Below are 19,666 nucleotides of genomic sequence, written 5' to 3'. Positions count from 1 at the left end.
CCCCGGGACAGCCTCTTTCTTTAGCCAGGTTGGCTTGAGTGGCAGCCGATTAGCCGTGCCCGTTGGCTTAGGTTCGGGCGAGAGTTGAAGGGGTCGGGACCGCCTTCATGCGACGGGTCGGGAGTTCGGGCGAGAGTTGAAGGGGTCGGGACTGCCTTCATGCGGAGTGTCGGAAGTACGGGCGAGAGTTGAAGGGGTCGGGACTGCCTTCATGCGACGGATCGGGAGTACGGGCGAGAGTTGAAGGGGTCGAGACTGCCTTCATGCGGCGTGTCGGGAGTACGGGCGAGAGTTGAAGGGGTCGGGACTGCTTTCATACGGCGTGTCGGGAGTACGGGCGAGAGTTGAAGGGGTCGGGACAGCCTTCATGCGGAGTGTCGGAAGTACAGGCGAGAGTTGAAGGGGTCGGGACTGCCTTCATGCGGCGGGTCGGGAGTACGGGCGAGAGTTGAAGGGGTCGGGACAGCTTTCATACGGCGTGTCGGGAGTACGGGCGAGAGTTGAAGGGGTCGGGACTGCCTTCATGCGGAGTGTCGGAAGTACAGGCGAGAGTTGAAGGGGTCGGGACTGCCTTCATGCGGAGTGTCGGAAGAACAGGCGAGAGTTGAAGGGGTCGGGATTGCTTTCATACGGCGTGTCGGGAGTACGGGCGAGAGTTGAAGGGGTCGAGACTGCCTTCATGCGACGGGTCGGGAGTACGGGCGAGAGTTGAAGGAGTCGGGACTGCCTTCATGCGACAGATCGGGAGTACGGGCGAGAGTTGAAGGGGTCGGGACTGCCTTCATGCGACGGGTAGAGCATGAGCTTTATTTCTGTGACCCTGCGGAACAATGGCGGCTCATGCCCAGCAAGCATGATGATGGTCCCGTGGCCGCCGCATCAAGCTAAAGCGTTGACACGAGATGGAAGGCGTTGCCATAATAGGACGATCATGCGAACCGGAAGGAGGACGCCGATGAGTCAGGAAACGATGGAAACGCGGGTCGAGCGGCTGGAGGAAGAAGTCCGGGAGCTTCGGCGTCAGCTGTACCGATACGGACGGCTGCTGCAGGCGGGAGAGCCGCTGCAGGCAGGAACATATGCCGAGGCGAATTCATCGCAAAACGGCCTGCAGGCCGATGCGCGTCCGCACGTCAATCAACCGGAATCAAAGGTGCACCCGCAAGCGGGAGTGCATCCAAGCGCGCCTCCGAATGAGGAAGCGCTCCCGCCGGGCTTCAGCCAGCAGGCAGGAAGGAATGCGCAGAGCGGTCGACCGGAGTCGGAAGTGCATCCAGGCACGCATCTGGAAGAGGAAACGCGCCTGCCGGGCCTCAGCCAGCAGGCAGGAAGGAATGCGCAGAGCGGTCGTCCGGAGCCGGGAGAGCATCCAGGCACGCATCCGAAAGAGATCATGCATCCGGCGGGCAGCCGACAGCAGGCAGAAACGCGCCAGCCGCGTCCGCCGATGGATTGGGAGCGTCAGATCGGCCAGGTCTGGCTGCCAAGGATCTTCATCGTCGTCCTGCTGATCGGCGTGCTGTGGGGCTTCCTGGCGGCGTCGAGCGCGGGCTACATCACGCCGGCGATCCGCTGCTGGATCGGCATCGCCGCCTCGGCGGCGATGTTCGGGCTGGGCGTCCGCTGGATGAAGCAGGACCGGAGAGCGCTGGCGCAGACGCTGCTCGGCGGCGCGAACGGCGTGCTCGTGCTGACGCTTTTCGCCGCTCACATGCTGTACGGCTTCATCGGCCCGGCAACGGCATTCGCCCTCTATGCGGCCGCGGTGCTGCTGTTCGTCGGCTGCTCGCTGCGCTATCGGTCGCAGGCGCTTATGCTCGCCGCTGGAGTCGCCGGCGCACTCGTGCCGTTCCTCGTCGACTCGGCCGACCCGAACCTGCCGCTGTTCATCGGCTACGAGGCTGCTTTCTCGGCCGCGGTGCTGCTGCTCAGCTGGCGCTCCAGCTTCCGCATCGCGTATGTCCTGTCGTACGTCCTGCTGCTGCCGCCGATGCTGTTCGGGGGCGCGAGCGCGGAAGGAGCGGGCGAGCGATGGCTCGTGCTCGGAGCGCTGCTGCTTCATTACCTCCTGCAGCTCGGCTTGTCGCTGCGGGATGCGGAGTTCGCCAGGAAGCCGGAGCGGCAAGCCTTGCTGCTCGCCTCGTTCGCCGTCAATGCGGGCTGGCTCCATGCCTTGGCGGGGGAATCCGGCTACCGCTGGATGATCGCCGCGCTGTCGCTGCTGCTGGCGGGAGCCGCCTTCGGCTTTCGTGCCCGCGACAAGGATCGGATGCGCCTGTATATGGCGGTGTCGACGCTGGGCTGGGTGCTGCTCGCTTTCGACGCCGCCTCGTATCGTTATCTCGGTCCGGTGCTGCTCGCTCAGGGCGTGGCATCGCTCTACCTGGGCCTGAGGCTGTCCTCCGGGCTGCAAAAAGCAGGGGCGGCCGCCACGCTGTTCCTCGGCGTCGGGCTGGTGCTGAACGCTCCGATCCGCGAGGCTTGGTCGGAGGAGACGTTCGGCTGGCTCGTGCTGCTCGCCGCTTGGACCGCGATGTACGTCCTGCTCCGGCCGCTGCGCCACAAGGAGCTGCCAGGCGGTCCCGGACCGCTGCTGCTCTGGAGCGGAGGGCTGCTCGTGCTCGTCTTCCTCACGCAGCTGACGCTCGTGCTCGCCGAGACGCTCGATCCCGACCGCCGCTCGCTCGTCCTGTCCGCCGTTTGGGTCGCCTACGCCGTCGCGCTTTTCGCCGTCGGACTGCTGCTGCACAAGGCCAAGGTGCGGGCCGCCGGCATCGCGCTGCTGTTCCTGACGCTCATCAAGGTCATCTTCATCGATCTGCCGGGCGTCTCGACCGCTGTGCGGGCGATTCTGTTCATCGGCCTCGGCATCGTCGGCATCCTGGCGTCCCGGATGCTCTACCGCAAGCAGCAGGAATAGCGGGAAAGGCAATCGGGCCCAAACGCTCCGCAAGCCTTTGCCGCGCGCGGAGATGGAAGGGCGAAGCCAGCCTTGATAGGCTGGCTGCGACAGGCGAGACATGCCCAGCCTAGGCTGGGCAGCAAGGCGGGGCTGGCGCAGCTTGACGGGCAAACCGGGCAAGCTGCAAAGTTTGGAACCAAGGCACCTATCTGCCTTGGATGCGGGGGAGCCGGCCGAACTTGCCGGAACCAAGGCACATAACCGCCTTGGATGCGGGGGAGCCGGCCGAACTTGCCGGAACCAAGGCACATACATGCCTTGGATGCGGGGGAGCCGGCTGAACTTGCCGGAACCAAGGCACATAACCGCCTTGGATGCGAGGGAGCCGGCTGAACTTGCCGGAACCAAGGCACATAACCGCCTTGGATGCGAGGGAGCGGGCCGAATCGCAGGAACCAAGGCACCTATCTGCCTTGGATGCGAGGGAGCCGACTGAACTTGCCGGAACCAAGGCACCTATCTGCCTTGGATGCGAGGGAGCCGGCCAAATCGCCGGAACCAAGGCACATACATGCCCTGGATGCGAGGGGGCCGGCCGACGTCGGAACCAAGGCACATACATGCCCTGGATGCGAGGGGGCCGGCCGACGTCGGAACCAAGGCACATACCCGCCTTGGATGCGAGGGAGCCGGCTGAACTTGCCGGAACCAAGGCACATGACTGCCTTGGATGCGGGGGAGCCGGCCGAACTTGCCGGAACCAAGGCACATACATGCCTTGGATGCGAGGGAGCGGGCCGAATCGCCGGAACGCCAAAAAGAGTCGAGCCCCGCGAATAGGGGCTCGACTCTTTTTGGTCCGTCCATCGGAACCTGCGGACGTGCCGGCATGTCCCGCTGTCCTCGCGGATGCCCCCTCGGCAACAGCGCCGCCGGGCATGAACCTGCTTGCAGCGCCGCCCGCGGCGAAGCCGGCTAGCTCCGGCTAGCTCCGGGACAGGCTGCCGTCCTGCGGCGCCGCCGACTAGCTCCGGCGCTCCGGGACAGGCTGCCGGCCCGCAGAGCCTTCCAGCGCCAGCAGCCGGCGCTTCATTTCCAGCCCGCCCCGGTAGCCCGTCAGGGCGCCGCCGGAGCCGACGACGCGATGGCAGGGCACCGGCATGAGCACCGGGTTCGCGCCGATCGCCGCGCCGACGGCGCGCGCGGCCGACGGCCGGCCGATCGCCTCGGCGATCTGGAGGTACGTGCGGGTCTCGCCGTACGGAATCCGCCGCAGCTCGTCCCATACCTCCCGCTGGAACGCGGTGCCGCCGAGCGACAGCGGCAGCCGGAACTCCCGGCTCTTTCCGCTCAGCAGGGCGGCGAGCTCATCCAGATAAGGCTGCAGGACGGCATCGGACCGCTCGAGCCTCGACCCCGGCCGGCGGGCCCCCGCCCACTCGGCCAGCTCCTCGAACGGGGCGTCCTGCGATCCGCAGAACGCGAACCCCTCCGAATCCGCCGCGGCATGCAGCCGCCAGCCGTCCATCTCCAGCACGCTCCAGTACAGCACGTTCTCTTCTGCGCTCATTCGGCTTTGCCTCCTTCGGCATCTTGTTCTCCGCCTGTCCGGCGGCGGTACTCGGCGGGCGTGCAGCCCGCTTCCTGGCGAAACAAGGCGATGAAGCGGCTCGCCGAAGGGATGCCGCATTCCTTGGCGACGGACGCCACGGTCTGCTCCGTGTCGTCCAGCAGCCGCTTGGCCCGCGCGATCCGCTCGCGGCGGATGTACTGCTGCGGCGTCAAGCCTGTCGCCCGCTTGAAGCGGCGATGCAGATGCCAGGGCGACAGGCAGGCGGCGTCCGCCAGCTCGCCGAGCGACAGGCCCTCGCGCAGTCGCGCCGCCAGGAGCGATTCCATCTCGGCCAGCCAAGCCTCGTCGGGCTTGGCGGCCTTTTCCGGCTCGCAGCGCTTGCAGGACCGGAATCCGGCGTCCATCGCCTGCTCCGGCGTCCGGAACACCAGCGCGCGGTCGCGCCTCGGCTCGCGGGAGCGGCAGGACGGCCGGCAAAAGATGCCGGTCGAGCGCACGGCGTACCAGAACGCGCCGTCCGCCGCCGCGTCGCAGCCCGTGATGGCGGTCCATTCGCGGTCTGACGGCATCTCGCCGCCGAGCAGGGCTCCGGCCGAGCCGGAGCGGGTCGTTCGCTTCATGCGGGTCACCTCCATGATGCCAGTATACTCTTTTTCAGGCGCTTGCGGACGCCTTGCAGGATGAGACCGCAAGAACGGGGCATGGGGCGGGCAGCCGGCCTCTTCAGGCCCTTCTGCCCGCCCCATGCTTCTCGGGATGCGGCCTTGCTAAATGAACAGGTTGATGCCGGACTGGTCCGCCTTGCCGAGGTAATAGCCGACGCCGCCGACCTTGACGCCGTCGATCAGCTCCTCCCGCTTCAGTCCCATGACGTCCATGGACATCGAGCAAGCGACGATCTCGACGCCTTGATCGAGCGCCGTCTGGATGAGCTCCTCCAGGGAGGAGATGCCGCTGCCTTTCATGACGCCGCGGATCATCTTCGCCCCGAGCCCGCCCATGTTCATGCGGGACATGCCGAGCCGCGTGCTGCCGCGCGGCATCATCAGGCCGAACATCTTGCCGACGAGGCCTTTGTCCGCCTGGACGCGCTCCGGCTTGCGGATGACGTTGAGTCCCCAGAAGGTGAAGAACAGCGTCACCTTCTTGCCGCTCGAGGCGGCGCCGTTGGCGATGATGAAGGAGGCGATCGCCTTGTCGAGGTCGCCGCTGAAGACGACGAGCGTGCTGCCCTCCGGAGCGGCGGGAGCCGCTGCCGGAGCCGTGGAGGCCGGAGCGCCGGACGCCGCGAGCGCTGCGGCCGGCCGCTTGCGCAGGAGCGCCTCGAAGCGGCCGCCTTCCGCGCGGCCGGCCTGCAGCAGCTCGGCGCCGTACATGCGGGCCCACGCCCCGACATCCTCGCCGAAGCCGGGATCGGTCGCCTGCACGCGCAGCACCTGCCCGGGCTCGAGCGAGTCCATCCGCCGCTTCACCTCGATGAGCGGACCGGGACAGGAGAGGCCGCAGGCGTCGAGCGTCGCGTCCGGCTGCGGCAGGCCGGCCCGGGCCGGGGCGTCGCCCACTGCGGCAGGTGCGGCGGCGGCCGGGGCGAAGGAGGCGAGCGGTCTCGCGACGGTCTCGACCGCAGCCCGGGCAGCGCTGGAAACGGAGGCGGTCTCCCGAGCATCGCTCGACGGGAGGCCGTCCTGCCTTACGGCATGGCGGCCGTCGGCGCGGCTGCCGCCGAGCGGCTCCTGGACGGCGGTACCGATGGCGCCGCTGCCGTCTCGTGCCGGAACGGCCGCTGGAGCCGCGCCGCTGCCGCCTTGCGGCTGCGAAGCCGCCGCGGCACCACCGGCCGCGTCAGGACGGTCCGGAGCTTCCGAGGTGGCCGCGATCGGGACGGCGGACGGAGCCTGGAGTCGGGCTTGGGAGGCCTTTTCGTCCATCCGCTTCGCCGCCTCGAACAGCCGGTACGTCTTGAAGCCGCCGCTCAAATTGCGTACCCGGTAGCCTTGCTGGGCCAGGATGCGGGAGGCGGTGTACCCGCGCATGCCGACCTGGCAGTACACCCAGATCTCGCGGCTCGGATCCAGCTCGGCAAGCCGTTCCCGCAGCTCGTCGACCGGCACCAGCAGCGATCCCGGGATATGTCCGGCTTCATGCTCCATGACCGAACGGACGTCCACGAGCAGCGTCGCGGACTCGTCGCGCTCCGCCAGCTCAGGCGCGTGGAACACAGGCATGCGGCCGGCGAGGATGTTCTCCGCCGTGTAGCCGGCCATGTTGACCGGGTCCTTGGCGGAGGAATAAGGCGGCGCGTAGGCCAGCTCCAGCTCCGCGAGGTCATGCACGGTGCCGCCGAGCCGCAGCACGGCGGCGATCGAGTCGATGCGCTTGTCGACGCCGTCCGCGCCGACCGCCTGCGCGCCGAGGACGGCGCCGTCCGGAGCGAACAACAGCTTGAGCGCCATCGGCGCGGCATTCGGATAGTAGCCGGCGTGGGAGGCGGGGTGCACGTACGTCGCTTCGTACGGCACGCCTTGCTCGCGCAGCGTCTTTTCGCTGCGTCCCGTCGCGGCTCCGGTCAAGCCGAACACCTTGATGATCGACGTGCCCTGCGCGCCCTTGTACGTCGAGGGCAGGCCGCAGATCGCATCGGCGGCGATGCGGCCCTGCTTGTTGGCGGGGCCGGCCAGCGGCACGGCCGATGGCCGGCCGCTCTGCAGCTCGCGGACGAGCACGGCATCGCCGACGGCGTAGACGCCGTCGGCCCCGGCGCGCATCGACTCGTCGACGAGGATGTGGCCGCGCTCGCCGAGCGGAATGCCGCTGCCGTGGAGGAAGGCGGTATCCGGCTCGACGCCGACCGCCAGCACGACGAGCTCCGAGCGGATGAAGCCGCCTCCGGCCAGCTCCGTCTCGACGGCGCCTCCGGCCAGCTCGCGGAACGCTTTCGCCGTCTCATGAAGCAGGACGCGCACGCCGGCGCGCTCGAGCTCGGTCTGGAGCATCGAGGCGAGCTCCGGATCGAACGGAGCCAGAATCTGGCCCGAGCTTTGGACGAGCGTCACGTCCAGCCCGGCCTCGCGCAGGTTCTCGGCCATCTCGACGCCGATGAAGCCGCCGCCGACGACGAGCGCGGAGCGCGTGCCTTGGCGGTCGACGAGGCTTTTGATGCGGTCGGTATCGGCCAGGTTGCGCAGCGTCGTCACGGCGTCGAGCCCGGCGCCCGGCACGGGCGGCACGATCGGCTTCGCGCCGGGAGACAGCAGCAGGGCGTCGTACGTCTCTTCGTACGTCCGTCCGTCGCGGGTGCGCACCGTCACGTTGCGGGCAGCGGCATCGACGGCGACGACCTCGCTGCGGACGCGGATGTCCAGCCGGTAGCGGGCCGTCATCGCCTCCGGCGTCTGGACGAGCAGGCGGGAGCGGTCCTGGATCGAGCCGCCGATGTAGTAGGGCAGGCCGCAATTGGCGAAGGAGATATGGTCGTCGCGCTCGAACAGGACGATCTGGGCGTTCTCGTCCAGCCGGCGCAGGCGGGCGGCGGCCGAAGCGCCGCCGGCGACGCCGCCGACGATGAGGATCTTGCGGGTCATGATAAGGGTTCCTCCTTGAGCAGGATGCCGGCGAGCTGCTTCACGCGCTCGTCGGCGATCGTATAGTGGACTTCGAGGCCGCTGCGGGACGTCTGCACGATGCCTGCGGCGCGGAGCTTCTGCAGATGCTGGGAGACGGTCGACTGGGGCAGGCCGAGACAGTCCTGCATGAAGCTGACGTTGCAGGAGCCTTTGGCGAGCAGGCCGTTCACGATGCAGAGCCGCACGGGATGGGCGAGCGCCTTCAGCAGCTCGGCCGCCTCCTCGAACGCTCGGCTGTCGGTGTTCATAGGCGGGTCTTCCTTTCGCGCAAAGAATCGTTATAACGTAATATTACAATATATGGATGAAATGAGCAAGAGGGATCGCCGACGAGGGGAAAATGTCCTCGACGCGCTCGCTTCGAGCGGAACAGGGGCATACCCGCTCTTGCTCCGCTCGCCTCGAACTTGCTCGCCGTCCTGAGCTCGCCGCATCTTTCCCCTTCGTCAGTCCCCGTCGTCCTCGGTGAACCAGAGCGGATCGTCGCAGTCCGGCTCGCCGTTGTAGTTGATCATGATCTCCTCGTCCGCCTCAATGTCGCGATAGGCGTAGAACTCGACGGTCAGCTGATCGAAGTTCAGCTCGTACACCGCGTTGGGCTCGTACGAGTGGTTGAACAGGCTCCCGTAGCCGAGCACGAGCGCGCCGTGGTTGGCGCCGAAGTTGAACACGTAGTCCTCGAGGATCGTCTGCTCGATCAGCTCGTGCTCCTCGTTCGGATACGTGACGACCGGAGCCTCGTGGAACAGCGTTCCCTTGGCGATGTTGCGGGTCGCGAATACGCCCCGGGTGAATTCACCCGTCGTATTCGGAGATTGGCGCACTTCCAGCATGAGCGGCTCCCCTTCCTCTTCCATGGAATGAATACTTCAGTTTAACCCGCGGCCGCGAAAACGGCAAACCATGCCTTTAGGCTCCTGCCGGAAGCAGCGCTTTCATGGTAAAATTGGATTGCGCTTCCTGCGCGGCGCTTGACGTATCCGCGAGACGCCCGTTTTTCCGCCTGGCCGCTCCTGCTCCGACGACATGAGGCGGCACTCGGATGAACGGGCTTTTTTGCCGATGCGGGCGCCTGCGCCGGCTGCGACACGGGATAGGGAGAGGGATGGCATGACGCTGCAATCGGCTTGGACGGAATGGGAACGCACGCTTCAGACGGGGGATCTGGTATTTTTTCACGGCATTTTTCGCGAATCGGTGGAGATCGAGATCATCAGCCGTTCGGAATGGTCGCATGTCGGCATGGTCGTCCGGCTGCCCGGCTTCGACGAGGCGCTGCTCTGGGAGTCGACGACGACGGCGACGCTCGAGGATGTCGAGGAGCATCGCATCAAGACGGGACCGATGCTCGTGCGGCTGCGCGAGCGCATCGCGACCGACGAGGCGGGCCGCTACGATTCGCGGTATGCGTTCCGCCAGCTGATCGGGGAAAGGCAGGCGGACACGCTGGACAAGTTCCAGGCGTTCGTCGAGGAGGTGCATGACGCGTCGTTCCCGAGCCTGAAGCGGATGGCGGAGGAGCTGCTCGCAGGGCGCTGGGACTGCCAGGCGGACGAAAAGACGTTCTTCTGCAGCGAGCTGGTGGCGGAAACCTACATGCGCCTCGGCTGGATGAAGCGCGCGCATCCGTCCAACGCCTACTCGCCCAAGCTGCTGGCCGTGAGCCATGAGCTGCCGCTCGCCCCAGGCATGGAGCTCGCGCGCGAGCTGAGGTACTTGAAGGATGTCGAAATCCCGACTTCCCAAGCCTAAGAGGCGGCTGCTCCTACCCGTCGTCCTGCTGCTGCTGATCGGTGCGGCGGCGTGGGCGCTGCTGGCCCCGGGAGGCGGCCGGGAGCGGTCGCCTGCGGCGGAGGCGGGGACGATCGACCTGTCGGGCCAGCCGTTCGACGAAGCGATCGCGCTGCGCGGACAGTGGGAGTTCTACCCCGGCCGGCTGCTGGAGCCGGCCAGCTGGGATGGCGGCCCGCCGCCGCGGCCGGCCGGCTTCATGGACGTGCCCGGCTACTGGAACAAGCAGGAGATCGGGGGGCGGACCTACCCGCTGGACGGCTGCGCGACGCTGCGGCTGACGGCGCTCGTGCCGGAGGACCTGCCGCTGCTCGCCGTCAAGCTCGGCAATCTGTTCACCTCGTACCGGCTGTGGGCGGACGGCCGCGAGACGGCATCGGCCGGCGTCGTCTCCTGCTCGCGGGAAGAGGCGGTGCCCCGCCAGATCGTGCAGGTGGCGCCGCTGGAGCGGGCGGACGGGCCGGAGCTCGAGCTCGTGCTGCAGCTGTCCAACTTCGATTATTACAAAAGCGGGTTCCAGCGCAGCCCGCTGATCGGCACGGAAGCGGAGCTCGGGGCGCTGTATCGCCGCGACGCGGCGATCTCCTGGTTCGCCTTCGGCGCCTGTGGCATCATCGCGTTCTATCATCTGCTCGTGTTCGCGGTGCGAAGGCGCCATCTCGCTTCGCTGTACGTCGGCTCCTTCTCGCTGCTCATGTCGGTGCGGACGCTGCTGGTCAACGATCGCCTCGTCTACACGATCTTTCCGGCGCTGGACTGGCAATGGTTCGCCAAGGCGCTCTACCTCATCTTCTATCTCGGCCTGCTGCTGCTGACGCGCATGCTGCGGGAGCTGTATCCGGCGTTCATCGGGCGCAGGCTCGTCCGGTCTTCCGACGCCGTCGGCGGCCTGGGAGCGCTGCTGTGCCTGGTGGCGGAGCAGCGCGTCTACGAATATGCGCTGCTCCCCGCCGAGCTGTATGCCTGCTTCGTCATGGCGTACGGAGTCGGCGCGATCGCGGTGGCGGTAGCGCGGGGCGAGCGCGGAGCGCTGCTGTTCCTTTGCGGCTTCGCTTTCCTCGCCGGCACGGTCGTCCACGATTTCTTCTACATGGCGGACCTGACGCGCGCGGCCTCGCTCGCTCCGCTGGGCTTTCTGATGTTCTCGCTCTTCCAGTCGGTGCTGCTCGCCCGCCACTATGCCGGCTCGTTCGCCGAGGCCGAGCAGCTGGCGCAGCGGCTTCTCGCGATGGACCGGCTCAAGGACGAGTGGAATCAGACGCTCGAGCAGCGGGTGCAGGCACGGACGGCGGAGCTGCAGGAGGCGATGGAACGGCTGGAGTCGACCCAGCGGCAGCTCGTGCAGGCGGAGAAGATGGCCTCGCTCGGCAATCTCGTCGCCGGCGTCGCCCACGAGATCAACACGCCGATCGGCATCGGCGTCACCGCTTCGAGCCATCTCGTCCAGCGCGCCGAGCGGCTGCGGACGCTGTACGCCTCCGGGCAGATGAAGCGGACCGAGCTCGAGCGGTTTTTGGCCGAAAGCTCGGAGTCGGCGTCCATCCTGCTGTCCAACCTGCAGCGCACGGAGCAGCTCGTCCGCAGCTTCAAGCAGGTCGCGGCCGGCCAGGCGAGCGAGCTGCCGCAGCGGTTCGAGGCCAAGCAGGCGGCGCTCGACGTGCTGATCAGCCTCAGCCCGCTGCTGCGGGAATCGGGCGTCCGTCTGGACGTGCGGGTGGAGGCGGAGAAAGGGCTGGAGACGACGGGATACGTGGGGGCTTTTTATCAGATCCTGACCAACCTGCTCGTCAACTCCGTCACGCATGCGTATCCGGAGGGAGGCGCCGGCATCGTCATGATCCGCATCTCGCGGTTGCAGGAGCGGGAGGGCATCCAGGTGGAATTCGAGGATGACGGCGTCGGCATGGAGCCGGAGCTGGCCGCCAGGATCTTCGATCCGTTCGTGACGACGCGGCGGGGCCGCGGAGGGACGGGGCTCGGCCTCAGCCTCGTGTACAGCCTCGTCGCGACGACCTGGGGCGGAGCGATCCGCATCTGGAGCGAGCCCGGCCGGGGCACGCGCTTCGAGCTGGAGCTGCCCGAGGCGTCGGAGGAGGACGAGCGGCAGGACGGCGCAAACGCGCGGGAAAGGAATCGGTCATGAAGGAGGAGCAGAGGATGGAGGAAGAGGAGATCGGCTTCGCGCCGGAGGAGGAGCCGGCGGTCGAGGACGGCTCCGGCTGGAAGTTCCTGATCGTCGACGACGATCCGGACATCCACCGCATTACCCGGCTCGTGCTCGGGCCGGAGACGTTCGAGGGACGGCCGCTCGTTTTTTACAGCGCCTACAGCGCATCGGAAGCGTTGGGGCTGCTGCGCGGCCATCCCGACGTCGCGGTCGTGCTGCTGGATGTCGTCATGGAGACGGAGGATGCCGGCCTGCGGCTGGCGAGGTCCATCCGGGAGGAGCTCGGCAATGCGCTCGTCCGCATCGTGCTGCGCACCGGGCAGCCGGGGCAGGCTCCCGAGTCGGACGTCATTCGCAGCTATGACATCAACGACTATCGCGAAAAGACGGAGCTGACCAGCTCCAAGCTGTTCAGCACCGTCTACGCCTCGATCCGCGCCTACCGCGCGGCCGTGGAGCTGTCCCGCTCGCAGGCGCGGCTCGAGGAGGCGGTCCGCCGCCGCACGCAGGAGCTGGAGGAGCGCGGCCGGCAGCTCGAGGCATCCATCCGTTCGGCGTACGAGGCGATGGCGGAGGTGGCCGTGCTGGAGGAGAGGGGGCGGATCGCCCGCGAGATCCATCATAGCGTCGGGCATACGATGACCGCGGCGATCGTGCAGCTGGAGGCGGCGCGCCGGCTGCTCGCCGCCGGCGAAGGCGACGAGGCCGAGGCCAAGGTGGAGCTCGCGCGCCAGCTCGCGCGCAAGGGGCTGGAGGAAATTCGCGGCTCCGTGCGGGCGATCGCGGCGGACGTCGCGGTCCGTCGGCCTCCGGCGGAGGAGCTGGAGCAGGTGGCGCGGGAAGCCGAATGGGCGAGCGGCGTCCGCGTGGAGGGAAGCTTCGCCGGCCTGCCTCATCTCAGCTGGTACCAGGCACGGCTGCTGCGGGATATTTTGCGGGAAGGGCTGACCAACGGCATCCGCCACGGAGGAGCGCAGCGCTTCGTCTGCCGGGTGGAGGCGGAGCCGTCCGCCGAGGGCGGGCGGCGGATCGCGCTGTCGCTGTGGAACGACGGCATGTGGAGCGGCGAGGCGGAGCCTGGATTTGGCCTGCGTGCCCTGCAGGGGCAGCTCGCCGAAGCCGGCGGCAGCCTGACGCTGGGCGCGGCCGCGCACGGCGGCGCCGAGCTGCGTGTCGCGCTGCCGCTGCCCCGCCAGGCGGGGGAGGCCGAGGCGGCCGAGGCGGTCGAGGCGGTCGAGACGGCGGGCGTGGCGAGCGCGGTGGGCGTGGCGGCGGGCGTGGCGAGCGCGTCGTGCGGAGACGGGCCGGATCGGGCCGAGCAGCCGCTGATCGGCCAAGCAGCAGAGTTAGAGGCGGCGGCCGTAAGGCATGCGGAGCCAGGGGACGCGTGGCCGCTCGCTGGTGAGGCGAGGGACGCGGCGGGCGGGGGCGTGCCGGATCGGGCCGAGCAGCCGCTGATCGGCCAAGCAGCGGAGTTAGAGGCGGCGGCCGCAAGGCATGCGGAGCCAGGGCACGCGTGGCCGCTCGCTGGTGAGGCGGACGAAGCCGAGGCGGTTGCCGCGCCCCCTGGTATGTCGACGGGACCCTCGAAGGTGAAAGCCACTGGGGGCGGAGAGGCGCCCAGCGCATGTGAGAAGGCATCGGTACCGATTCCGCCAAGCGGAGCGGGTGGGGAGGCGTCGGCATGAGGCAGCTGCGCATCGTCATCGCCGACGACCAGGCTCTCATGCGCGACGGCTTGCAGACGATCGTGCGGCTCGAGTCCGACATGGAAGTCGTCGGACTGGCGGCGGATGGAGCGGAAGCGCTGCAGCGAGTTCGCGAGCTGGAGCCGGACGTGCTGTTGCTCGACATCCAGATGCCCCGCATGGGCGGCATTGAATGCGCCAGGCGGCTCGCCGAGGAAGGCTCGCGCACCGTCGTCCTGCTGCTTTCCACGTTTCTCGACGACGGCTACGTCCGCGACGGGCTCGCGGCGGGCGCATGCGGGTATCTGCTCAAGGACATGGACGCCCCGCAGCTGCTCGACGCGATCCGCGATGCCGCCAAGGGCCGCCTCGTCATGCCTGCCGCCGTCGCCTCCAACGTCGCTGCCCAACTGCGGCGGCTCTCGGAGGAGGCAGCGCCGGCCGAGGCGGCAGTCGCGGGATATGGGGCGGACGAATTCGCTGGACAGTCTGCTGAAGCTCGGCGATCGGTGGCGGAGCCAGGACTAGAAGGGGAAGCTGGGCGATCGGGAACGGGTCCAGGATCAGCAGGGGAAACCTGGCGATCGGTTGCGGGTCCAGGATCAGCGGCGGAAGCCTCGCGATCGGGAGCGGGTCCAGGATCAGCAGGGGAAACCTGGCGATCGGGAACGGGTCCAGGATCAGCGGCGGAAGCCTGGCGATCGGAAGCGGGTCCAGGTTTATCAGCGGAAGCAGGGCGATTGGGAGCAGCAAGCTCAGGAAAGCGCTCAATAGCAAGCTCCGGGCAGCATGCGGGCGTCGGCAGGATTCCGGGGATGCCTGCGTCAGCAGAGTGGGGCTTTACCGGGCGGGAGCTGGAAGTAGCTGGACTTATTCGCAGCGGCATGTCCAACAAGCAAATCGCGGCCGTCATGTTCATGAACGAAGGCACGATCCGTAACTATGCGAGCGTCATCTACAGCAAGCTCGGCGTCAGCGACCGCACGGCGGCCGTATTGCTCCTTCGCGAGGTCGAACTGTAACGTCATCGGTGTCCCCTGTCATCTCCTTCAGATGGCAGGGGGCACCTTTTTTATATCGATAGAGGCAGCCGCCTGCCGACTTCTACTTCAAGGAAGCTTGAGAGCGAAGGTTGCAGCCCGAAAGGTGGCTGCACAAGCGGAGTTGCGCGGAAAAACCAAGTAACTGGGGTGCGAGGGGTGCCAGCCGGGCGGAGTTGCGCGGAAAAACCGAGTAACTCGGATGCATGGAGGGCCGATTGGCCGTAGTTGCACGGAAAAACCGAGTAACTGGGGTGCGTAGGGTGCCAGCCGGGCGGAGTTGTGCGGAAAAACCGAGTAACTCGGGTGCGAGGGGTGCCACCGGGCGGAGTTGCGCGGAAAAGCCGAGTAATTGGGGTGCGTGGAGGGCCAGCGGGCGGAGTTGCGCGGAAAAACCGAGTAACTGGGGTGCGTGGAGGGGCCAGCGGGCGGAGTTGCACGGAAAAACCGAGTAACTCGGGTGCGAGGGGTGCCAGCCGGGCGGAGTTGCGCGGAAAAACCGAGTAACTCGGGTGCGTGGAGGGACAAGGAATCAAGATGCTAGGCCTTCAACGTTCGTGTGGCGATCCCGGAAGGGATTAGCTCGAAAAAATCGAGCTAACGGGCTTGGAAGGGGGCGCCAGGAAGGGATTAGCTCGAAAAAATCGAGTTACTTCAAAATGAAGAGGCTGGAACGGTGGCGGAGGGGCGACGAAAGCTGGAGCGGAGCGGATGGGCTCTCTTGAAGAAGCGGAGCGGCTCTCTGGAGCCGTTTCCTTCCGTTTCGGAAAGGGAGGGTAGAGGATGAGCCAAGCGGTTGCCAGCGGGCCTTGGACATATCCGCAGCAAGCTTCCCCATGACGCCCGTCACCGCCCTGCGCCACGCCCCATGACGCCGGTCACCGCCCTGCGCTACGCCTTATGACGCCCGTCACCGCCCTGCGCCACGCCCCATGACGCCCGTCATCGCCAAAGCCTGACAGAAACGGCGACGCCCGTAACTGTCCGACTGACACGTCGTCCCGGTATAACGGATACAGGACGACGAAAGTCCAGCGGTATGATGTCAAGCCCCTGATCCGTTAGATCTGGAAATTTTCTTGGCTGTAAAGCGTATCAGTCACGAAAAATAGGCACATCCAATCAAACCCAGTCGAAAATCAAGCATAATTCCAGATTTTAACTGGGAAATTGCATGGACTTTAGCAAAGGAGGCGTTAATCCTTCGCGGGCGTCACCTTCCTTCGCGGCGTATAGAGTTGGCCGTTGCGTAGCAGCACATCGACCAGACGCACAAGCTTTCTTGCCGTTAAGACGAGGGCGCGTTTGTGTTGGTGCTTGGGTACTTCCTTGTATTTCTTCCGGTAGTACGCGCCGAATTCTTCATCGCGGTTCTTCACCGAGTTGGCAGCTTCAACCAGGTAATAGCGAAGGAATCGGTTGCCGGATTTGATGCGTTTCGTATCCTCGGCTTCAAACGGTCCAGATTGGTGCCTGCGCCAGGTCAGGCCTGCGTATTTGGCTACAGCGGCCTGATCGCCGAAGCGGTCGATGTCGCCAATTTCCGCGAGAATGCCGGCGGCGTACACCCGATCGATGCCCGGGATCGAACGCAAGCATTTGGCGCCAGGGATGCCGTCCAGAATCCGCTCAATGGCCTTGTCTAGGTCCTTCAGCTGGGACTGGATGCTGCGAATCGCTTGAATGGACGTGCCGAGCACCAGGTCGATGGAATCCTCGACGACTTTCCCAAGGCGGTACGAGGCGCGAGCGGCTTTCTGAATGCAGCGCGCGACATTCTCGGGGTCAGGGAAGCGATTGCGCCCCTTGTCCCGCAGATAGTCAGCTAGATCAGCGACCTCCATGGTCGCGATGTCATCGAGACTATACTTCTCGGAGAGCATCTCCATGAGCGCATGACCGAATACGGAGCTCTCCACTTCGGTGGTAAAGGCGTTGCATTTGTAGAACAGGTTTTGCAAGAAATATTGCTTCTCGCGGGTCAGGTTGTGGATCAGGTGAAACCGCATGCGCGTCAGGCGCTGGAGCGCAACGTACTGCTCCTGCATGACGACGGTGGTCGTCAGCCTGCCGAAACGAAGGCGGTCCGCGATGACCCAGGCATCGAGGCGGTCGGTCTTATCCAGATCCGAGTAAGCTTCCCTGAACTTGCTGACCAGCTTCGGATTGATGGTGAAGACTTTGGCTTTGCGCTTCTGCAGCGCGGCATCCTGATGCATGTACATCGCCGGATGCCAGCTATAGACCGATGTCGCTTCCAGACCAATATGGATCTCGGATGACACGTGCTTGTCCGCTGCAGCAACAATACGATCACGCAGATAGGATGCGCCTTCGAGATTGTTTTTTACGGTGAGCGTCTCGAGCTTGTCGCCATCCGAATTCATGAAACACGCTTCCAGTTCTTGCGAACTGACGTCAATACCGACAAACAGCTTCAAAATAGAATTCCTCCTCTCTATAGGGGATTCAGGGAATGGACGCTCCGGGATGCCTCCGGCGCACACGCAGATCAATCACCCTCGCCTATAAGAACACGCTTCGGTCCATGAGCTGCCCCGGTTTGCTAAGCCGGGCATGGGGTGTCGAAGGGAACGGCCAGCGGGTCAGAAGCTCAGACGCGTACCGGAGAAACAGACTTTGGATGTAGACGATGCTACAGGAGACAAAAGAATTTCCCCGAATGGACCCTACGTTCCATTGTCCAGAGGCATGCCGGAAAGTCCAGTCCCATTTCAATTTTCAAAGAACGAAGCACTGGGAATTTGGAAGGCGTTTTCCAGCTCCCTCGGGGGCTGGAAGCTAGCCTTCAAAAGCTTTCAAAACATACTATACGAGGAGACAGAACGATGGCGAAAGGAATCGACACGGCAGTCAACTGCCACTCGCTGGCGAAGGCGATTCGCGAAGCGGGGTACGAGTTTGTCGGGCGCTACTACAACCGCAACCGGCCGCAGAAAAATTTGACGAGGGAGGAGGCTGCCGCCCTGAGCACGGAGGGGCTTTACATCGTCGCCGTGTGGGAGAACGGCTTTCCGACAAGCGCGTCTTATTTCAGCGCCGAAGCGGGAAGAAGGGACGGCGCCGACGCGGCGGCCTACGCCCGCAAGGCCATCGGCCAGCCGGGAGGCACGCCCATCTACTTCACGGTCGACTATGACGCGTCGGATGCGGACCTGAACGGTCCGGTGCGCGACTACATCAGAGGCGTCATCGAGTCGGTGCAAGCGGAAGGGGCGGAAGCGGCCCGCAAAGGCGGCAAGCCATACGCGGTCGGCATCTACGGCTCCGGCCTCACCTGCGGCCGCATCCGTGCCGAGCACCCGCAGGTCGCCTACGCCTGGCTGGCGGAATCGCGAGGCTGGCGAGGTCACGAGGCGTTCGCCGGCTGGAGCCTGCGGCAGCTGCAAAGCACGACCGTTTGCGGCATATCGGTCGATACGAACGAATCGAGCGGCGACGGCGGCGGCTTCCGCATCGCCTCGCCGAACGGGTAACGGCCGATGGAGCCGACGCTTCGCAAGCCGCCGCGGCCGATCCGCGGCGCGGCGCTGCCGGCGGCGATCACGCTGCTCGTGCTCGCGCTGGCGCTGCTGCCGCCGCTCGTCACGGCGTACAACCTCACCAAGACGCAGACGCGGATGCTCATCGCCGAGCTCGATCGCGGCCGGACCGACGGGCCTCCCGTGACGGCCGATGAGCTGAAGGATCGGCAGGCGGCCAAAACCGCCGTCGCCCGGCTGCTCGGCTCCCCCCAAGGAACGAGTGCATCCGATTTTGGAAGCGAGGCAAGCGCAGCGTCCATCGGAGCGGATTCGACGGCAAGCACGCTCGACTCCGGCATGATTCAGGCCGTCGAGCGTGTCGGCGCCGACCTTGCAGGAGCCGGCACCCTGGGAGCCGCCCTGGCCTCCCCGATGGGCACCCTGGCAGCCGCCCTGGCCCCCTTGACGGGCACCCTGGGAGCCGCCCTGGCTTCCCCGCCGGGCATCCTGGCAGCCGCCCCGTCCTCCCCGCCGGGCACCCTGGCAGCCTCCACTACCGTCACCGTTGATCCGCCCCCGTCTTCCCCGCCCGTCTCCCCGCTAACCGTCTCTCCGCCGGCCGTCTCCCCACCGGCCGCCTCCCCCGCCGGCCCGCTCGATTCCGAGCGGCTCGCCGAGCTGAAGGAGTCGCTCAGCGAGGGCCAAGGAGCGCTCTGGGCCGGACACGGACTGCTGCTGGCGCTGCTGTGCGCGCTCGTCAGCAAGCGGCTGACCGGCCGGTATCGCGGGCTGCTCGTCAATGAACGCAACGTCATGAGCCTGTCCCGCTTCCAGACCGTCATCTGGACGGTGCTGCTGCTGTCCGCCTACTATACGGCGGCCTCGCTGCGCGCCTACGGCCTGGCGGACCCGACGGCGGCGCTGCAGATCGACATGGACTGGCAGCTGTGGGCGCTCATGGGCATCAGCGTCACCTCGCTCGTCGCCGCTCCCGTCATCCATGCGCAGAAGCAGGACAAGCAGCCGGACCCGGCCGCGGCGGCCAAGCTCGATCCGGAGCAGGTGGCGGCCGGGGACGGCATCCTGCTCGCCAAGCCGCGGTTCCAGGATGCGGCGTGGAACGACCTGTTCCAGGGCGAGGAGCTCAAGACGGCGGGCTACGTGGATCTGGCCAAGCTGCAGCTGTTCTTTTTCACCCTCGTCGGCGCAGCCGCCTACAGCGTGCTGCTGCTCCAGCTGTTCGGCACCGTCCCGGCGGAGGAGCTCGGGCAGCTGCCGACGCTGGGGCAAGGCTTTCTCGCCGTGCTCGGCATCAGCCACGCGGGCTATCTCGCCAGCAAGACCGTCGACCGCACGCAGACGGCGGGCGATTGAACCGAGCCGCCCCTTCCTTCCCT

The 19,666-nt window shown here is 66.4% G+C and carries 13 protein-coding genes; 7 read left to right on the top strand and 6 right to left on the bottom strand.

The features are described from left to right. Window positions 1-955 precede the first annotated feature (955 nt). On the top strand, window positions 956-2,920 hold the full coding sequence (locus tag HGI30_RS14810) for a DUF2339 domain-containing protein (RefSeq protein ID WP_168908260.1): 1,965 nt from the start codon (window positions 956-958) through the stop codon (window positions 2,918-2,920). Between the two features lie 1,006 nt (window positions 2,921-3,926). On the opposite strand, the gene HGI30_RS14805 is transcribed toward HGI30_RS14810, so the two are convergent. The 5 genes from HGI30_RS14805 to HGI30_RS14785 form a co-directional block, all read right to left on the bottom strand. Continuing rightward, window positions 3,927-4,472, bottom strand: coding sequence for a methylated-DNA--[protein]-cysteine S-methyltransferase (locus tag HGI30_RS14805; RefSeq protein WP_168908259.1), 546 nt, complete (start codon window positions 4,470-4,472; stop codon window positions 3,927-3,929). Further along, window positions 4,469-5,095: a helix-turn-helix domain-containing protein gene (locus HGI30_RS14800; RefSeq protein WP_168908258.1), complete on the bottom strand. Its 627-nt coding sequence runs from the start codon at window positions 5,093-5,095 to the stop codon at window positions 4,469-4,471. Before HGI30_RS14800 ends, HGI30_RS14805 begins: the two co-directional genes overlap by 4 nt. Window positions 5,096-5,242: 147 nt before the next feature. Then, window positions 5,243-8,056 (bottom strand): DsrE/DsrF/DrsH-like family protein, encoded by a 2,814-nt coding sequence (locus HGI30_RS23260; protein ID WP_235680139.1) that lies wholly within the window; start codon window positions 8,054-8,056, stop codon window positions 5,243-5,245. Continuing rightward, the gene (locus HGI30_RS14790) at window positions 8,053-8,346 is read right to left on the bottom strand and encodes an ArsR/SmtB family transcription factor (protein WP_168908257.1); all 294 of its coding nucleotides are present in this window, start codon (window positions 8,344-8,346) and stop codon (window positions 8,053-8,055) included. Before HGI30_RS14790 ends, HGI30_RS23260 begins: the two co-directional genes overlap by 4 nt. Window positions 8,347-8,544: 198 nt before the next feature. Further along, window positions 8,545-8,931 carry an SET domain-containing protein gene (locus tag HGI30_RS14785; RefSeq protein WP_168908256.1) on the bottom strand — a complete coding sequence of 129 codons (387 nt, stop codon included), beginning with the start codon at window positions 8,929-8,931 and terminating at the stop codon, window positions 8,545-8,547. A gap of 277 nt (window positions 8,932-9,208) precedes the next feature. On the opposite strand from HGI30_RS14785, the gene HGI30_RS14780 reads away from it, so the two are divergent. Genes HGI30_RS14780 through HGI30_RS14765 form a run of 4 tightly spaced genes read left to right on the top strand, consistent with a single transcriptional unit; the run spans window position 9,209 to window position 14,766 of the window. Then, entirely contained in the window at window positions 9,209-9,850 is a 642-nt protein-coding gene (locus HGI30_RS14780) for a C40 family peptidase (protein ID WP_168908255.1), read from the top strand. Then, window positions 9,822-12,032 carry an ATP-binding protein gene (locus HGI30_RS14775; protein ID WP_168908254.1) on the top strand — a complete coding sequence of 737 codons (2,211 nt, stop codon included), beginning with the start codon at window positions 9,822-9,824 and terminating at the stop codon, window positions 12,030-12,032. The genes HGI30_RS14780 and HGI30_RS14775 overlap by 29 nt, the downstream gene beginning before the upstream one ends. Window positions 12,033-12,046: 14 nt before the next feature. Further along, a complete protein-coding gene (locus HGI30_RS14770; RefSeq protein WP_168908253.1) occupies window positions 12,047-13,744 on the top strand; it encodes an ATP-binding response regulator in 1,698 nt (565 codons plus the stop codon). Beyond that, a complete protein-coding gene (locus tag HGI30_RS14765; protein ID WP_168908252.1) occupies window positions 13,741-14,766 on the top strand; it encodes a response regulator in 1,026 nt (341 codons plus the stop codon). Before HGI30_RS14770 ends, HGI30_RS14765 begins: the two co-directional genes overlap by 4 nt. Before the next feature lie 1,214 nt (window positions 14,767-15,980). Here the strand turns inward: HGI30_RS14765 and HGI30_RS14760 are convergent. After that, on the bottom strand, window positions 15,981-17,225 hold the full coding sequence (locus HGI30_RS14760) for an IS110 family RNA-guided transposase (RefSeq protein WP_168907279.1): 1,245 nt from the start codon (window positions 17,223-17,225) through the stop codon (window positions 15,981-15,983). 408 nt (window positions 17,226-17,633) lie between these two features. Here HGI30_RS14760 and HGI30_RS14755 point away from each other — a divergent pair, with 408 nt between their 5' ends. Then, window positions 17,634-18,281: a DUF1906 domain-containing protein gene (locus tag HGI30_RS14755; protein ID WP_168908251.1), complete on the top strand. Its 648-nt coding sequence runs from the start codon at window positions 17,634-17,636 to the stop codon at window positions 18,279-18,281. A 6-nt stretch (window positions 18,282-18,287) separates the two neighbouring features. Then, window positions 18,288-19,643, top strand: coding sequence for a hypothetical protein (locus HGI30_RS14750; RefSeq protein ID WP_168908250.1), 1,356 nt, complete (start codon window positions 18,288-18,290; stop codon window positions 19,641-19,643). The last annotated feature ends 23 nt before the right edge of the window (window positions 19,644-19,666 follow it).

It is taken from the genome of Paenibacillus albicereus (genome assembly GCF_012676905.1).
Taxonomy (GTDB): Bacteria; Bacillota; Bacilli; order Paenibacillales; family Paenibacillaceae; genus Paenibacillus_O; species Paenibacillus_O albicereus.
Note: the sequence above shows the minus strand (reverse complement) of the source record. Positions and strands in the feature narration are given on the sequence as shown.

What these genes read in the sequence shown, in the direction of transcription:
- HGI30_RS14810 (WP_168908260.1), top strand. Translation starts at nt 956, where the DNA reads ATGAGTCAGGAAACGATGGAAACGCGGGTCGAGCGGCTGGAGGAAGAA.
- HGI30_RS14805 (WP_168908259.1), bottom strand. Translation starts at nt 4,472, where the DNA reads ATGAGCGCAGAAGAGAACGTGCTGTACTGGAGCGTGCTGGAGATGGAC.
- HGI30_RS14800 (WP_168908258.1), bottom strand. Translation starts at nt 5,095, where the DNA reads ATGAAGCGAACGACCCGCTCCGGCTCGGCCGGAGCCCTGCTCGGCGGC.
- HGI30_RS23260 (WP_235680139.1), bottom strand. Translation starts at nt 8,056, where the DNA reads ATGACCCGCAAGATCCTCATCGTCGGCGGCGTCGCCGGCGGCGCTTCG.
- HGI30_RS14790 (WP_168908257.1), bottom strand. Translation starts at nt 8,346, where the DNA reads ATGAACACCGACAGCCGAGCGTTCGAGGAGGCGGCCGAGCTGCTGAAG.
- HGI30_RS14785 (WP_168908256.1), bottom strand. Translation starts at nt 8,931, where the DNA reads ATGCTGGAAGTGCGCCAATCTCCGAATACGACGGGTGAATTCACCCGG.
- HGI30_RS14780 (WP_168908255.1), top strand. Translation starts at nt 9,209, where the DNA reads ATGACGCTGCAATCGGCTTGGACGGAATGGGAACGCACGCTTCAGACG.
- HGI30_RS14775 (WP_168908254.1), top strand. Translation starts at nt 9,822, where the DNA reads ATGTCGAAATCCCGACTTCCCAAGCCTAAGAGGCGGCTGCTCCTACCC.
- HGI30_RS14770 (WP_168908253.1), top strand. Translation starts at nt 12,047, where the DNA reads ATGGAGGAAGAGGAGATCGGCTTCGCGCCGGAGGAGGAGCCGGCGGTC.
- HGI30_RS14765 (WP_168908252.1), top strand. Translation starts at nt 13,741, where the DNA reads ATGAGGCAGCTGCGCATCGTCATCGCCGACGACCAGGCTCTCATGCGC.
- HGI30_RS14755 (WP_168908251.1), top strand. Translation starts at nt 17,634, where the DNA reads ATGGCGAAAGGAATCGACACGGCAGTCAACTGCCACTCGCTGGCGAAG.
- HGI30_RS14750 (WP_168908250.1), top strand. Translation starts at nt 18,288, where the DNA reads ATGGAGCCGACGCTTCGCAAGCCGCCGCGGCCGATCCGCGGCGCGGCG.